The sequence below is a fragment of the Pseudomonas sp. RIT-PI-o genome, from assembly GCF_001297215.1.
In the GTDB taxonomy this organism is placed as follows: Bacteria; Pseudomonadota; Gammaproteobacteria; order Pseudomonadales; family Pseudomonadaceae; genus Aquipseudomonas; species Aquipseudomonas moraviensis_A.
The window spans coordinates 385,537-399,335 of sequence record NZ_LHPA01000011.1 but is presented as its reverse complement, the minus strand read 5'-3'; the positions used below and the strand labels follow the sequence as shown (position 1 = coordinate 399,335).

The window sequence follows — 13,799 nt, the reverse complement described above, 5'->3', positions numbered from 1 at the left end:
CCCCGATCCTTGTAGGAGTGAGCCTGCTCGCGATAGCAGCGTGTCAGGCGATGCAGGGTTGTCTGACCGGACGCAATCGCGAGCAGGCTCACTCCTACAGGGGGATGAGTGGCGAAGAAGATGGTCGATCTGCCCCGATCCTTGTGGGAGCGAGCCTGCTCGCGATAGCGGTGTGTCATTCAACGTGGATGTATCTGATCTGGCCTCTTCGCGAGCAGGCTCGCTCCCACAGGGGTAAGAGTGGCGAAGAGGATTATCGATCTGCCCCGATCCTTGTAGGAGTGAGCCTGCTCGCGATAGCAGCGTGTCAGGCGATGCAGGGTTGTCTGACCGGACGCAATCGCGAGCAGGCTCACTCCTACAGGGGAGCGGTGTTCAGCTTCAGTGCTTCGACAAACGCTGCGAACGCTGCCGAGCCCTGGCGCCGGTTCGGGTAATACAGGTGGTAACCCTGAAACGTCGGGCACCACTCTTCCAGGACTTCCACCAATCGGCCGTCCGCCAGATACGGTGCGACCAATTGCTCGGGCACGTACGCCACGCCGATGCCATCCACGGCGGCATTGAGTACATGCATGATGCTGTTGAACACCAATTGCCCGTCGACCTTGACGCTGAAATCCTGGCCCTTGTGCGCAAACTCCCAGGCGTAAATCGCGCCGGCCGGTTGATGGCGGATGTTGATGCAGGTGTGCTCCATCAACTGATGCGGCGTGACGGGTGCCGGGTGGCGCGCGAAGTAATCGGGCGCGGCGACCACCGCCAGGCGCCAGTCCGGGCCGATGCGCACCGCGATCATGTCTTTGCTGATCGATTCACCGAGACGAATCCCGGCGTCGAAGCGCTCCTTGACCACATTGGTGAATCCGTAATCGACGTAGAACTCCAGCGTGATGTCCGGGTAGTCCTTCAGGAACCCGGCGAGCATCGGCCGAATGCACAATTCAATCTGATCGTCCGTGCAAGAAATCCGCAGCGTGCCGCTGGGCTTGTCGCGCAATTCGCCCAAGGCCTCGAGTTCGGCGCTGATCTGCTCGAACAGCGGCGCAATCGATCGCATCAGGCGCTCACCCGCTTCGGTCGGCGAAACATTGCGCGTGGTCCGGGCCAGCAGGCGAATACCCAAGCGCTGCTCCAGCGCGCGGACGGTATGGCTCAACGCAGACGGCGTGACGCCGAGACGGGCGGCGGCTTTGGTGAAGCTCTGCTCCTGCGCCACCGCCAGAAAGGCCTGCAGGTCGTTGATTTTTGCGTTACTCATTGCTGAATTTATCTCAAAAGCACATGAAGATTACCGCTACTAATCAAGTTAACCGCAATCCGTCAAGCTTTGCAGCCTGAGTAGCGGGGCAAAAATTGCTCCGATCAAGTCTTTTCCAAAACAGGTTCTGCATGACGGCCCAAGTAATCGATAACCCGACAGCCCAGTCCATGGACGCCTCCACCGCTGGCGAGCAACCGGCTTACTGGAGCGGCGTTTTCGCGATGACGTTGTGTGTCTTCGCGCTGATCGCTTCCGAGTTCATGCCGGTCAGTCTGCTCACGCCGATGGCGACGGACCTGCACATCAGCGAAGGCCTAGCCGGCTACGGCATCGCCATCTCCGGCGCGTTCGCGGTGCTGACCAGCCTGACGATCGCCAGGCTCGCTGGTTCGATGGATCGCAAAAATCTGTTGCTGCTGTTGACGGCGCTGATGTGCGCGTCCGGGCTAGTGGTCGGACTGGCGCCCAACTACACGGTGTACATGATCGGTCGCGCATTGATCGGCGTGGTCATTGGCGGCTTCTGGTCGATGTCGGCGGCGCTGGCCATGCGTCTGGTGCCGTCCGCCAGCGTGCCCAAGGCACTGGCGATTTTTAACAGCGGCAACGCCCTGGCGACCGTCGTGGCGGCGCCGTTGGGCAGTTATCTCGGTAGCGTGATTGGCTGGCGCGGGGCGTTTTTCTGCCTGATACCGGTGGCGCTCATTGCGCTGCTCTGGCAGTGGATCAGCTTGCCTGCGCTCCCTGCCGCGCCACGCAAAGCCAGCGCGGGCAATGTCTTCGCGTTGTTCAAAAGCCGCCGGGTGGCCTTCGGCATGCTCGGCGCAGGTCTGTTCTTCATGGGCCAGTTCGTTCTGTTCACTTACCTGCGGCCGTTTCTCGAAACCGTGACCCGGGTCGACGTTTCAGTGCTGTCGATGATTTTGCTGGTCATTGGTGTGGCCGGGTTCATCGGCACCGTGGTCATCGGTTCGGTGCTGAACAAAGGCCTGTATCGCGTGCTGATCGCCATCCCACTGTTGATGGCGGTGATCGCCGTGGCGCTGATCGGGCTGGGTAGTTCGCTGGTCGCGGCCTTCGTGTTGCTGGGCTTGTGGGGATTGATCGCGACCGCCGCGCCGGTCGGCTGGTGGTCGTGGCTGGCGCGCACGCTGCCCGACGATGCCGAAGCGGGCGGGGGGCTGATGGTGGCGGTGGTGCAGTTGTCGATCGCTTCGGGGTCGACCGTTGGTGGTCTGCTGTTCGACGGCAGCGGCTATCGGCTGACCTTCTTCGCCAGCGCGGCATTGCTGGTGCTGGCGGCGCTGATGACGTGGCTGACGTCGCGGCAGAAAGCCTGACTCAGCTTTCGACGTTCTCGACCTGCGCCTGCGCGGCTTCGGCTTCCAGCTTCAGGCGATCAGCCTTGCAGATGTACTTGGGCTTTTTCGGCGCCAGTTTGGCGTTGGCCTTTTTGGCCTTTTCCTTGAACAACTGCTGCAGCTTCTTTTGACGATTCATGAATTTTCGATCGCGGGTGGAAAGGACGGGAATCCTGACGCAAGGCCGAGTGGTCAGCAAGGGGAAATCCACTAAGCTGAGCACATTGCTTCAGAACCAAAAGCCGCGCGAACCGAAGGAACCGTCCATGAGAAAAGCTCGCAGATTGATCGCCGCATTGTCCTGCCTCGCGCTGGTGGTGGGCAGCACGACTGCACTGGCCGACCCCGGCAATGGCAAGGGCCAGGGTGGTCAAGGTGGCCAGGGCAATGGCAAGGGTAAGCCGCAGAACATGCAGGATCACGGGAAACCGGGTGGGGGCGCTCAGGGCAATGGCAACAAAGGCCAGCCATCCTCCGGCAATCGCGGCGGCGGGCCGAGCGTTGATCGCGGCAATATTCTCGGCATCGTCGGCGGCTATCGCGGCGAATACTGGAATCCGGGGCCGCCGCTGCCGCCGGGCATTCAAAAGAATCTGGCGCGTGGCAAGCCGCTGCCACCGGGTATTGCCAAGAAGCTGGACGGGCGCCTGCTTGGCCATTTGCCTCACTATGACGGCTACGAATGGCAACAGGTGGGCACCGACCTGATCCTCGTTGCGCTGGCCACCGGGTTGATCTACGAGGTGCTCAACGGCGCGTTCGATTAGCGTTTCCATGGGGAGTGGCATCAGTGCCGCTCCTTTTTTATGATCGGATAGCTGCATGATGTGCAGCAATGAACTGCATCCAACCCGGCTTGTTCATCTGAACCTAAGCTTTCACAGTGAGCTCAACGGTTAATGACTGGACGGAGATGAACATGGTCAACGCAATCCGCTTCACCGAAACTGGCGCTCCGGACGTCCTGCAACTGCAAACGGTCAGCGAGCAACCCCCCGGGCCTGGCGAAGTCTGGCTGGAGCAAGAGGCGGTGGGCGTCAATTACCTCGATGTCAGCCAACGCAAAGGCGCGGTGCCGGTGGCATTGCCGTCGGGGCTGGGTCTGGAGGGCGCGGGGCGGGTCGCGGCTGTCGGCGCCGGCGTGAGCAATGTGCGGGTCGGTGATCGGGTCGCTTATGCTACCGGTCCTTTGGGCGGCTACGCCTCGGCGCGGCTGTTTCCGGCGGAGCGTCTGGTGAAAATCCCCGATGAACTGTCGTTCGAAGACGCGGCAGCGGTGCTGTTCAAGGGCATCACCGCGCAATACCTGCTGAAAGCGACTTACCCGGTCGGGCCGGGCACGACAATGTTGCTTTATGGCGTCGCAGGTGGTCTGGGGGAAATCATGGTGCCGTGGGCCAAACACCTTGGCGCGACGGTGATCGGTGTGGTGTCGAAACAGGCCAGTGTCGACAAGGCTCGCGCGTCGGGCTGTGACGAAGTGCTGGTGTTCAATGCCGAGACCCTCGCCGCCGATGTGATGCGTATCACCGAGGGGCGCAAGGTCGACGTGGTGTATGACCCGATTGGCCGGGTGTCTTTTCAGGCGTCGCTGGACAGCTTGCGTCCACGTGGGCTGATGGTCTCGTTTGGCGCGCAGACCGGCGCGCCGGCAGCGGTGGAAATCGCCACCCTGAATGCCAAGGGCTCGCTGTTCCTAACCCGTCCATCGCTGGCAGCGCATACCGCTACAACAGCCGAATACCAGGAACGTGCGCAAGATGTGTTGGCCGCTGTTGCTGCCAGTATCATCACGCCGCAGATCCGTGCGCGTTATCCACTGGCCGACGCGGCACAAGCGCATGCCGATCTGGAGTCGGGGCGGTCATCAGGGGCGATCATTCTAAAACCATGAATCTGGATGTTCTGAGCAATCCGCACAGCGATGAGATCGCTGCCTTTCTCGCCGTCGCCGCACAAGGCTCGTTCGTCGCGGCGGGGCGTTTGTTGCAGCGCCATCCGACCATCGTTTCCAAGCGCCTTGCTGCGATGGAAAAACGTCTGGGTGTGCGGCTGGTCGAGCGCTCGACGCGACACGTGCGCATCACCGAGCCCGGCCTGCAACTCGAACAACGCCTGCGCGCAGCCGTCGAGCTGATGAACGAGGCGCAGCAACAAGCGGTGCAGGGCGCCAGCGAAGTGCGCGGCACGTTGCGTCTGGCCTTGCCGGCTGCGATGGGGCGCCTGTGGCTGGGGCCGATGTTGCCGGAGTTTCTCAAGGCCCATCCGCACGTCTCAGTGGTCGCCGATTACAGCGAAGGCCTCGTCGATATCATTGAGCAAGGCTTCGACGCGGCCATCCGCATCGGCGAACTGGACGACAATCGGCTGATCGCGAAAAAGCTCAGTGACCATCGCCGGATTCTCTGCGCATCGCCAGCCTACATCGAGGCGCACGGCATGCCGCAAACACCGCAGGATTTATTGCAGCACAATTGCCTGCGCTTCAGCGGGCTGGCGTCGTTCCCGTTGTGGCGCCTGCATCGCGGCGATGAACTGCAGACCATCACGCCACGCGGCAACCTGACCGCCAGCGACAGCGAATCCCTCCTCGCCGCCGCCCGCGCCGACGCCGGCATACTCGGTGCCGGCGACTGGCTGATGAGCCGCGATCTGGCGGCAGGGCGGTTGATCCAGGTACTGCCCGACTGGCAGCTGGATTCGGCGGGAGGGGTCTATCTGGTCAGACCTTCATCGCGGTTTCCAGCGGCGGCAGTGGTGGCGTTCAAGGAATGGATCGAAGCGAAATTCGATCCGGCGCCACCTTGGGCCGTTTGAACACCCCAGCCTTCAGCGCCACCCCCGTCCCTGTAGGAGTGAGCCTGCTCGCGAAAGCGGAGTGTCAGTCATAGATGCTCTGGCTGACCTGACGCTATCGCGAGCAGGCTCACTCCTACAGGGATTGCGCCTATATAGGAAATCCAGTGTAGGCGGCACAGAAAAAAGCCCGGCATTGCTGCCGGGCCTCGGTAACTTCAGCGCTTTACGCGGCGATGTTGTTGGCCGCCATTTGCTTTTTGTGGCTCGCCTTCATGGCTTCCATTTGTGCGCCCAGTTCCTCGAGCTTGGCCTTGCCCAGCAGCTTCTGCGCTTTGGGGAACATCTCTTCTTCTTCCTCTTTGATGTGGTGTTCCAGCAGTTCCTTGACCACTTTGACCCGGCCGGCAAATTCCGGGGTGCCTGGATCCGTCTCTTTCAGATCAGGCAGCACCAGCGAATCCACGGTGCGGTGCTCTTCCTTGGCTTCGTAGTACATGATGTCTTCTTCCTTGCTGCCGGCTTCCTTGAACGCGGGATACAGGATTTCCTCTTCCAGGCGAGTATGGATGGTGATTTCCATTTCCAGTTTGCCCAGCAACTCGGCGCGTTTTTTCAGCGCACGGTCGGTGGATTCACTCAGTTGGCTGAGGATGGCTTTGACTTTTTCATGGTCGGCTTTGAGAAGGTCGATGGCATTCATTTTTTGTCGCCTCTGCTTTTCACGGATTGAACACAGCGTTCTTTTTTTTGCGCTGCTGTGTATTCAGTAAGAGGCTATCGCAGGACTCATGCCAACTCGGCGATAAAGCGCAACCCGTGTAAATCAAGGGCTGGCGCAGAAGCAGGCAGAACGCCTTCGTGCAGCCTGCAAGATATCCGCTCGGCGGACATTGCATATAACAAGCCCGGCAAATGCCGGGCTGTGGATGATGCTTGAGACAGGCCTGCGCTCGTGCTTCAGCGGTTGGCCTGTGAAGGCGAAATCCGCCCGACATGCTTGGGTCCCGCCAGTGCCCAGGCGATCAGGCCGAACAGCGGCACGAACACGATCAGCACGATCCACACGCCTTTACTACTGGATTTCCCCTGGCTTTTGCGCACCCGGTTGATGGCCCAAAGCTCGATCAGCACGAGAATGACCGCCAACACGATCCACACGGTTTCGATTTGCATAGGCTTAACTCCTGATGGTCTGTGCGTTAGGCGACGAGAGGGGCGTTGGGTTCATTCTTTTTGCCCGGCGGCGCTCGCCTGAAAATACCGACTAGAGTTGTTAGCGCGGACACCGCACGTTCCTGTGGGAGCGAGCCTGCTCGCGAAAACGCAGTGTCAGGCGCCATCATTTGAAACTGGCACACCGCTTTCGCGAGCAGGCTCGCTCCCACAGTTTACGCAGGCATTCAGCGTGAGACAGGGAGGTTTTCAATGGACGGTATTCATGGGCATGGCACCCCGCGCCTCATGCGCAGCGCCTTGCTGGTCGGCATGGCCAATGCCCTGCTGTTGAGTGACGCACAGGCCGCTTGCGGGCCACTGGCGGCCGGGGCTTATAGCGTTTCGCAAACCTGCCTTCCCGCTGCCGGTGTCGACGCGTCCATCGCCACCCAACCCGGCACGACCATAACCACCACCGCTGGTTCTTCGCTGTTGAGCAGAGGCAACAACGCCAACTCGACGCTGAGCCTCAGCGGTACCACGATCAACAGCACACCGCCGACGGCGGCCAATGCCGTGTTCGCCAACGTGATCGGCAGCAGCGGCAATGCCAGCCTGACGCTCGATGGTGGAACCAATACGGTCAATGTCGGTGGCAACGGGCTGGACGCTCTGGCAATCACCAACGCCGGCACAGGTTCGTCGACGTTCTCGGTCACCCCTGGCACCACCCTGAATATCCTCAACACCGTGGTCGGCAACGAGCACGACGGCATCGACATCAATGGCAGCGGCGGCGGGGTGATCAACCTCAACCATCAGGGCAGCGGTCAGATCACCTTGCTCGGTGGCAACGGCATCTGGACCAAGGCCACTGGCAGCGGCGCGACCAACGTCAATGTCGGCGCCGGGGTGAGCATTCTGGTCAACAACGACGATGCGCTCTCCGCCGGGCCGCCGATCGGTGATGAAACCTTGCCGACCGCTGGCATCGGCAACCACGCCGGCGTGCACACCCGCGCAGTCAGTGGCAACACTACCGTGGTCAGCGCGGCCAACGTGCAGAGTGTCGGCATGAACGCTTTCGGGATCTTCACCGAGGGCGGCAGCGGCAACACCAGCCTGACGAATAACGGGACGATCAGCACCAATGGCTTGAACGGATTCGGCATTCGTTCGTTCTCGACAGTCGGCAGCATCGCCATCGTCAATAACGGCGCAATCACCACCACCGGTGGCGCTGCTCACGGCATCTACGCCAATGACAACGTCGGCGCGACCGGTTCGATCAGTATCGAAAACAACGCCGAACTCAACGTTGGCAGCACCGCCAATACCGCCGGCTCGCGGGCGATCTACATCATCAAGCGCGGAACCGGCGATGCCAGCGTCACCGGCAGCGGCAACATCAATGTCTTCGGTAGCCCCGACACCACCCGCGCCTACGCAATCCTCGTCAGTGCCGAGCGCAATAACGTTCTGATCGATTATTCCGGCGACCTGTTTGCCAGCGGCTTCGGCGCCGGCGGCATCCGTGTGGACTCGACCGGTGGCAACGTTCAGGTCAACTATCGCGGCGATCGCATCGAAACCCTGCACAGCAATGGCAACGGCATCTACGCTTCGACGCAGTTACCCACCGGCACGGTGAACGTCGATGCTGGCGGCACGATCATCACCCATTCGGACGCCGGAGCAGGCGATGGCAGCGGTATCGGTGCGTTCGGGATCCAAGCGCTGACCCTCGGCGGCGATGTCGGCATCCGCTTCACCGGCCCGCTGATCGACGTCAACGGCGCGGGCGCGGCGCTGCTGGCCGGTAACGCCTTCAACGGCGGCAGCGGCCTCGGCACGATCAATATCAGCAACAGCGGTGAACTGGTCGCGCGTGGCGATCAGCAGCGTGGCGTTCGCACGCTGTCGGTCAGTGGCGCACAGAACATCGTCAACACCGGGGCGATCCAGACGCTCGGGGCCAGCAACAGTCAGGGCATTGTCGCCCAGGCCAGCGGCGCGGCGGATGTGACGGTGAGCAACAGCGGCGCGATCAGCGCACGCGGGACCGGCTCCTCGGCCATTGATGCGCTGACCGAGGGCGGCAACGTCAGCGTCAGCAACAGTGCGAGCCTGCAAGGTGGCTGGGCCGACAGCAGCGGGGTTGCCCTGGGCGGCGCCACGCAAACCCTGACCAACGCCGGAGCCATCGGTGCACTCAGCGATTCGGCGGTGCGCGCCGATGCGACCACGCCGGGCAGCACCTTCGCGTTGAACAACACCGGGCAGATCACCGGCTCAGTGAGTGCCGTCAGCGCCAGTAGCACAATCGCCAACAGCGGCACATGGATTCTGCGCGACTTCTTCGACAGCACTGGCAGCGGCATTCGCGACAGCTGGAACGTCGCCATAAGCAACCTCGGCACGGCCGGCTCCAGCAGCATCGACAACAGCGGCCTGATTCAACTGGCGGCGCAACCGGCCAGCGGCATCGTCAACTTCAGCAGCAGCGGCGCTTATCTGCCGTTGGGGCAAAGCGCCAACGCGCCGACACCGGGCGGCGCCGTGCAGGGGCAGATACTCGGCGTCAGTCGTTTCAGCAACAGCGGCACGCTGGATCTGGCGGCGGGCGGCAGCACGGTCGGCAATGTCTTGCTGATCAGTGGCGCCGACAGCGCTGGCACCGATGGCGGCGGGGTATTTGTCTCGAACGGCGGGCGGGTGCTGCTCAACACCACGCTCAACGGCGGCGGAACCAATAGCCTGTCCGACTTGCTGGTGGTGGACTCGACGGCAACCGCCAGCGGCGGCGCCACCGGTGTCGTCGTGCGCAATGTCGGTGGGCAGGGCGATCTGACCCAGGGCAATGGCATTGCTGTGGTCGAGTTGCTGAATAAAACCGAAGCCGCGAGCGACGCCAACGCCTTCCGCCTCGCCCGCCGTGTGGTCGCCGGGCCGTATGAATATCGTCTGCAACAAGGCGCCGAGGATGGCAGCGCCCGGGATACCTGGTTCTTGCGTTCGGATGCGCTGACACCGCCGAGCCCGCCGGCTCCACCCGGTCCACCCGGCCCGGGCCCTGATCCAGCCCCCGATCCCGGCCCGGCGCCGGTACCCAATTATCGGCCCGAGGTGTCGCTCTACGGCGCCGTGCCCGCGCTGGCGCTGGTTTACGGCCGGACCATGGTCGACACACTTCACGAACGGGTTGGCGAAGAACGCCTGAACCGTGGCGAGCCGTTGCCCAAACAAGATGAGTCGACGTTGGCGCCATCGATGGGCTGGGGCCGGGTGATTTATCGCAGCGGCAAACAGGACGGCGATCGCAAAAACGCCTTGGGCAATACCCCGGAATACAACTACGACCTGACCGCATTCCAGGTCGGCACCGACCTCTATCGCAAAGTCCGCGCCGATGGCAGTCACGAACAGGCGGGCCTGTCGCTGTCGGCGGGCACCATCAATGCCGGCGTCAGCCATTACACGCGCCGCGCCGCCGGCGAAGACACGCTGCGTGCCTACGGTGTCGGCGCCTACTGGACGCACTTCGGCCCGTCCGGCTGGTATCTGGACGGCGTGGTGCAGGTCAATCGCTTCGACATCGAAGCCAAGCCCAATGACCTGGAAAAACTGAAAACCCGTGGCTGGGGCTACACCGCCTCGCTGGAAAACGGCTATCCCTATGAGTTCGATAAAAACTGGTATGTCGAGCCGCAATTGCAGGCTATCTACAGCTACGTCGACCTGGACAGCAGCGACGACGCCGGCGCCAAGGTGCGTTTCAAGGACGTCGATTCGCTGGTTGGCCGCGCCGGCGTGCGCATCGCCAGGGACTGGGAAACCGAGGGCGTCGACAAAACCGCACGGCGCACCAACGCGTGGATTCGGCCCAGCGTCTGGCATGAATTCAAAGGCCAGCCGAAGACTGAATTTTCCTCTGAGTCGGGTTACATCCCGTTCGAGTCGGACATTCAGGGCACGTGGGGCGAGGTCAATCTCGGGGTCGATTATCAGGCCAACCAACGCACTACATTGACCGCGTCCGCCGGTTATCGGCAGGGCTTTGATGGCGACAGCCATGGCTATGACGCAATGCTGGGTTTCAAAATAAATTTCTGAGTGCCGCTGCGGCCTATATTCTCTGCGCCACATGTTTAGGCTGGAACAGGGACAGGGCAATGGGATTCAGGGTGATGGTCGTCGGTGGTTACGGCAATTTCGGCAGTATCGTTTGTCGGCATCTGGCGCAGATGCCAGAGATTGAGTTGGTGTTGTCGGGCCGCGATGCGCGCAAGTTGCAGCGCAAGGTCGAAGAGCTGCAAGCGCAATCGGGCCGTACCAGCCAAGGCTGGTGCGGCGATGCGCTGGGCGCGGGGTTTCAATCGGCGTTGCGCGAGCTGAACATTCAATTGGTCGTGCACACCGGCGGGCCGTTTCAGGGGCAGTCCTACGCGGTTGCGGAAAGCTGCATCAGCGCCGGTGTGAATTATTGCGATCTGGCTGACTGCCGCACCTTCGTCAACGGCATCGATGTGCTTGACGCCCGCGCCAAGGAGGCTGGGGTGGCGCTGCTCAGCGGCTGCAGCTCGGTGCCGACCTTGTCTTCGGCGATCATCGATCAGCAGCGCTCGCGTTTTGCACGGATCGATTCGATCGAGCATGGCATTTCTTCTTCGGCGAAGATGCCTGGGCTGTCCACGGTCGAAGGCGTGCTCGCTTATGCCGGCAAACCGATCAGGCAGTTGGAGAATGGCCAGACTCACGAAGTATTGGGCTGGCTCGATCTGACCCTGCGCAGCATGCCGCAACTGGGCACGCGGGTGCTGGCCAATGTCGATGTGCCGGACATGGATATTTTCGCCCGCCGCTATGGAGCACAGACGCTGCGCTTCAAGGCCGGCGCCGGCCTGAAACTCGGCGGTGTCGCCAACGCCTGGCTGGCGCAGGCCTTGCGCTTCGGTCTGGTGCGCGATCATCGGCGCTGGGCGGCGCGCCTGCATCGACTGGGCACGTGGTTCGAGCGTTTCGGTGATGGCAAAAGCGCGATGTACATCGATGTTCGCGGCACTGGTGTCGACGGCCAGCCGCTGAGCATGACCGCGCAACTCACCGCGCTGAATGACAAAGGCCCGGAAATCCCCAGCTGCGCCGCCGTCGCCCTCGCCTGCAAAATGGCCCGGGGTTATGTACCGCAGGCCGGCGCGCGGCCGTGCGTTGGCGAGATCAGCGTCGAGGAATATCTGACGGCGATCAACGATCCCGCCAATCTGAGTCTGTCGGTGCAGTTCGCCGAAGGGCAGCGTTGAGATGCTCTATCTCTGTCTGAAATACCTGCATGTAATCGCGGCGATTTTCCTCTTTGGTTTCGGCATGGGCTCCTACCTCTACCTGATCGCCGCCAGCCGCAGCGGCAACCCGCAAGTGATCGCCCATGTCGCACGGATGGTGGTGCGCTTTGATACGTGGATCACCACGCCGGCGGGGTTTGTGCAGGTCATCACCGGCTATCTGCTGATGCGCCTTTCGGGGCTGTCGATGAGCACTGAATGGCTGCTGACTTCGCTGATCATTTTCTTCTGTGTGGGCGCGCTGTGGCTGCCGGTGCTGGTCTTGCAAAAGCGTTTGCAGAGCATGGCGTTGAGCGCGGGCGAGGGTGGCCAGCTTCTGGATGATCGCTACGCGAGCACGTACCGCTGGTGGTTCTGGATGGGCATCGCCGGGTTCGCCGGAATGTTTGTCATCGTGCTGATGATGGTGACGAAGATGACGCCGCTGCAACTGATCGGATCAGCCGTGGGCCTTTAGAAAACGGCTTTCATGATCCGCTGTTGGTAGCAGGCAGGTGTCGTACTTGCCGAACAGCCGATAGCGATTCAGGGCGATGCGATCATAAGCCCAGTCGCGCAGCCCGCGTGGGAGTATCCGCAGCAGTTTCAGTGGCTGCCAGCGCCCCGGCAATTGCCCGACCACTTCGAGAAACGCATCGGAACGCTCCCAGTAATGCCGGTCGCGAATCACCGCCATGGTGTCGAACTCATCCAGCGGCAAACCTGCCCACGCGAGCAAGGCCTGGCCCTCGGGCGATTGCACCGCCGCGAGACGCACGCGGCGCTGTTGATCATGGCGTATCAGAAAGCGCGCCCAGCCGTTGCAGAGCTTGCACACGCCGTCGAACAGCACCACGGTTTCGCCGGGCTTGAGCAATGGCGCGGGGGTAGGGCGGGTTTTCATGGCAGGCATGTCCTTGGCGGCGGTTGTCGCGATCATAACCCTGATCAACCGGCGCTTGTTCTATAGCGACGGATCGCGGCGGTATTGCCCCGGCGATATTCCATGCACCCGGCGGAAGGCGGCGCCAAAAGCCGCGTCGGACAAATAGCCCAGCGAAGCGGCGACAGTCGCCACATTGTCCCGACCATTGCGCAAGCGAAACGCGGCCACGCGCATCCGCCAGCGTGTGGCGTATTCGACCGGTGCCAGGCCCATGCGTGTCTTGAACAGCGCAGCGAAACCCGATCGCGACATGCAGGCTATTTCGGCCATTTGAGTCAGTCGCCAGGGTTGTTCCGGAGCCGCGTGAATGGCGCGCAACACGCCGGCAATCGCTGGCTCCCGCAGCCCGCCCAGCCAGGCCAGTTGTTCGGCATCGGCGCTGTTGATGTGATGACGCAGCGCATGGATGAAGATCAGCCGCAGCAGATCGTTGCACATTGCCTGCGAGCCGGCCTGCTGCGAAGGCCATTCGCGGCCCAGTTCATCGAGCAGCCAGCCGAACGACGAAGCACCCGCGGTCTCGGCGCGAATGATCAGCGAGGTTGGCAGCACCTCAAGCAGCTCCGTCGCGCCTGGACCCGACAACGACACGCTGCCTCCCAGCAACTCGACTCCCTCGCCGATGCCGAACGTCGCCGAGGCACCGTCATGGGCGAAAACATCCGCTGCATTCACCGCTTCGACATCGACGCCGCTGGCGAGAATGAACGGCGTGCGCGATACCACAAAACAGTCGCCGGCCTGCAGCAACTGCGCCGGCAGACCCTGCATGCGCAGCCAGCATTCGCCTCGTCGCACGACATTGAATTTCAGTTCGATGGGTTGAAAGCGCAGCGCCCAGATGCCTCCCGCCTGCAAACGAACCGAACAGGCTGCGCGCAGTTCAGAGAGCGCCAATACGGCAGAGAGTGGATCGCCAGCAGGATTTTGGATGATCACGACAGAAACCTGGA

At 62.0% G+C, this 13,799-nt stretch carries 13 protein-coding genes; 7 read left to right on the top strand and 6 right to left on the bottom strand.

What is annotated here, in order from left to right:
• Positions 1-358: 358 nt before the first annotated feature.
• Positions 359-1,261, bottom strand: coding sequence for a LysR family transcriptional regulator (locus tag AEQ63_RS04370; RefSeq protein ID WP_064361915.1), 903 nt, complete (start codon positions 1,259-1,261; stop codon positions 359-361).
• Between the two features lie 131 nt (positions 1,262-1,392).
• Here AEQ63_RS04370 and AEQ63_RS04365 point away from each other — a divergent pair, with 131 nt between their 5' ends.
• Positions 1,393-2,604: an MFS transporter gene (locus tag AEQ63_RS04365; protein ID WP_064361914.1), complete on the top strand. Its 1,212-nt coding sequence runs from the start codon at positions 1,393-1,395 to the stop codon at positions 2,602-2,604.
• A 1-nt stretch (position 2,605) separates the two neighbouring features.
• On the opposite strand, the gene AEQ63_RS27055 is transcribed toward AEQ63_RS04365, so the two are convergent.
• Positions 2,606-2,764 carry a DUF2986 domain-containing protein gene (locus AEQ63_RS27055; RefSeq protein WP_082367714.1) on the bottom strand — a complete coding sequence of 53 codons (159 nt, stop codon included), beginning with the start codon at positions 2,762-2,764 and terminating at the stop codon, positions 2,606-2,608.
• A gap of 127 nt (positions 2,765-2,891) precedes the next feature.
• Between AEQ63_RS27055 and AEQ63_RS04360 the strand changes: the two genes are divergently transcribed.
• The 3 genes from AEQ63_RS04360 to AEQ63_RS04350 all read left to right on the top strand — a co-directional run bounded on the left by AEQ63_RS04360 (position 2,892) and on the right by AEQ63_RS04350 (position 5,442).
• The gene (locus tag AEQ63_RS04360) at positions 2,892-3,392 is read left to right on the top strand and encodes an anti-virulence regulator CigR family protein (protein WP_064361913.1); all 501 of its coding nucleotides are present in this window, start codon (positions 2,892-2,894) and stop codon (positions 3,390-3,392) included.
• Between the two features lie 152 nt (positions 3,393-3,544).
• Positions 3,545-4,519 carry a quinone oxidoreductase family protein gene (locus AEQ63_RS04355; RefSeq protein WP_064361912.1) on the top strand — a complete coding sequence of 325 codons (975 nt, stop codon included), beginning with the start codon at positions 3,545-3,547 and terminating at the stop codon, positions 4,517-4,519.
• Positions 4,516-5,442, top strand: a complete 927-nt coding sequence (locus tag AEQ63_RS04350; protein ID WP_064361911.1) for a LysR family transcriptional regulator — start codon at positions 4,516-4,518, stop codon at positions 5,440-5,442. The genes AEQ63_RS04355 and AEQ63_RS04350 overlap by 4 nt, the downstream gene beginning before the upstream one ends.
• A gap of 205 nt (positions 5,443-5,647) precedes the next feature.
• On the opposite strand, the gene AEQ63_RS04345 is transcribed toward AEQ63_RS04350, so the two are convergent.
• Both AEQ63_RS04345 and AEQ63_RS04340 read right to left on the bottom strand, forming a co-directional pair.
• Positions 5,648-6,124 carry a hemerythrin domain-containing protein gene (locus AEQ63_RS04345; RefSeq protein WP_064361910.1) on the bottom strand — a complete coding sequence of 159 codons (477 nt, stop codon included), beginning with the start codon at positions 6,122-6,124 and terminating at the stop codon, positions 5,648-5,650.
• 257 nt (positions 6,125-6,381) lie between these two features.
• A complete protein-coding gene (locus AEQ63_RS04340; RefSeq protein ID WP_042609659.1) occupies positions 6,382-6,597 on the bottom strand; it encodes a PLD nuclease N-terminal domain-containing protein in 216 nt (71 codons plus the stop codon).
• A gap of 252 nt (positions 6,598-6,849) precedes the next feature.
• Here AEQ63_RS04340 and AEQ63_RS04335 point away from each other — a divergent pair, with 252 nt between their 5' ends.
• Genes AEQ63_RS04335 through AEQ63_RS04325 form a run of 3 tightly spaced genes read left to right on the top strand, consistent with a single transcriptional unit; the run spans position 6,850 to position 12,378 of the window.
• Positions 6,850-10,692: an autotransporter outer membrane beta-barrel domain-containing protein gene (locus AEQ63_RS04335; protein ID WP_064361909.1), complete on the top strand. Its 3,843-nt coding sequence runs from the start codon at positions 6,850-6,852 to the stop codon at positions 10,690-10,692.
• A 59-nt stretch (positions 10,693-10,751) separates the two neighbouring features.
• A complete protein-coding gene (locus AEQ63_RS04330; RefSeq protein WP_064361908.1) occupies positions 10,752-11,879 on the top strand; it encodes a saccharopine dehydrogenase family protein in 1,128 nt (375 codons plus the stop codon).
• Between the two features lies 1 nt (position 11,880).
• Complete coding sequence (locus AEQ63_RS04325) at positions 11,881-12,378, top strand: DUF2269 family protein (protein ID WP_042609662.1); 498 nt, start codon at positions 11,881-11,883, stop codon at positions 12,376-12,378.
• Here AEQ63_RS04325 and AEQ63_RS04320 read toward each other — a convergent pair.
• Together AEQ63_RS04320 and AEQ63_RS04315 are read right to left on the bottom strand one after the other, a co-directional pair.
• Positions 12,361-12,813, bottom strand: coding sequence for a thiol-disulfide oxidoreductase DCC family protein (locus tag AEQ63_RS04320; protein WP_064362052.1), 453 nt, complete (start codon positions 12,811-12,813; stop codon positions 12,361-12,363). The two genes, AEQ63_RS04325 and AEQ63_RS04320, sit on opposite strands and share 18 nt — an antisense overlap.
• 51 nt (positions 12,814-12,864) lie before the next feature.
• Entirely contained in the window at positions 12,865-13,785 is a 921-nt protein-coding gene (locus AEQ63_RS04315) for an AraC family transcriptional regulator (protein ID WP_231982503.1), read from the bottom strand.
• Positions 13,786-13,799: the final 14 nt, after the last annotated feature.